The organism is Methylomonas lenta, from assembly GCF_001644015.1.
GTDB classification, from domain to species: Bacteria; Pseudomonadota; Gammaproteobacteria; order Methylococcales; family Methylomonadaceae; genus Methylomonas; species Methylomonas lenta.
Genome location: NZ_LUUI01000075.1, coordinates 1 through 1,085, shown reverse-complemented (window position 1 = coordinate 1,085; position 1,085 = coordinate 1). Strand labels below are relative to the sequence as shown.

Genomic DNA, 1,085 nt, shown 5'->3' with positions numbered 1-1,085 from the left:
ATGAAGGCTTGTTCCGCTTGCACTTTGTTGATGCGGCTATCAAAAATACCGGTCAGTACTTCACGTTGTATATAGACTTCTTTCAAAATGGGTGCATGCTGAAACAGCCGTAACAGCACATTTTGCTGCTCATCGGTCAAGGCTATCCAAGGTTTACGTAACGCCCACATCGCACCTTTCAATTGTGGATAGTCTGGCTCCGCCAATGACTTTTTCAATCGCTTCATTTCGGTTTTGCGTGCTTTATCAGCGCAGTCGCGGTAATGCTTGACCACATGAAAACGATCCACGACCACGGGCACGCCGGACAGGGTTTCTTGAACGGCATTGCGGTATCCTTCGTTCATGTCGATGCATACTTGACGGACAGATTCACGCTGATAAAGCGGTATGATTTCTAAAAAGGATTTGACCGTCTCTTTCTTCCGGTCCGGTAACACCGCCAAAATATACTTCTCGCGCTGAGCCGTCACGCCTGAGATGATCACGACAAAGTCTTTATGTCCTTTCTTCAACGCGATTTCATCAATACCGATCAACGCCAACGCCGGTATTGTCGACCAATCGACTTGCTGCTGAACATAACGATCGAGGATGCCTTCGATGCAGGCGACCGTCAGATCCCGCTTCAAACTGACGTCGCTAAGCGTACTGTTGATCATTTCCCGTAGAATCCATTGTTCATAAGCTTTGGTATGCGGACTCTTCGGGTCATACCACTCACAGCGCTGAGTCGTGGTTGGTCCTTTGTAACAGTCAGGGCATTGAAAACGTTTGGGCTTGATCCGAATCCAGACTGGCTTGTCAAAGATCGGCATATGCCGCAAGGTAATCTCTTTATCGTAGCCGTAAACTTATCAATGGTCCGCCCGCACCGGCGACACATGGCCGTCTTGCAAGTGCTAGCCACTGTAATCATCAAGCCTTGAGGCGTTTGTTCATACTGCTCTACCTGAACATCGGGTAGGTCTAAAGGGATTTGTATCTGCGGCTGGGTCATTTAAGCTTAAAAAATCATAGGTTCAGTCAGCATATCAAAGCCAAAGCCTATTCGATATGCCAATCCATTTCCAGAAATACTATAT

At 47.5% G+C, this 1,085-nt stretch carries 1 protein-coding gene; it reads right to left on the bottom strand.

Translation table 11 applies throughout. The annotated features are described in order from the left end of the window. Nucleotides 1-818 (bottom strand): ISL3 family transposase (locus tag A1359_RS04715; RefSeq protein WP_157200473.1); only part of this gene is annotated, 818 nt, incomplete at its 3' end. Between the last annotated feature and the right edge of the window lie 267 nt (nucleotides 819-1,085).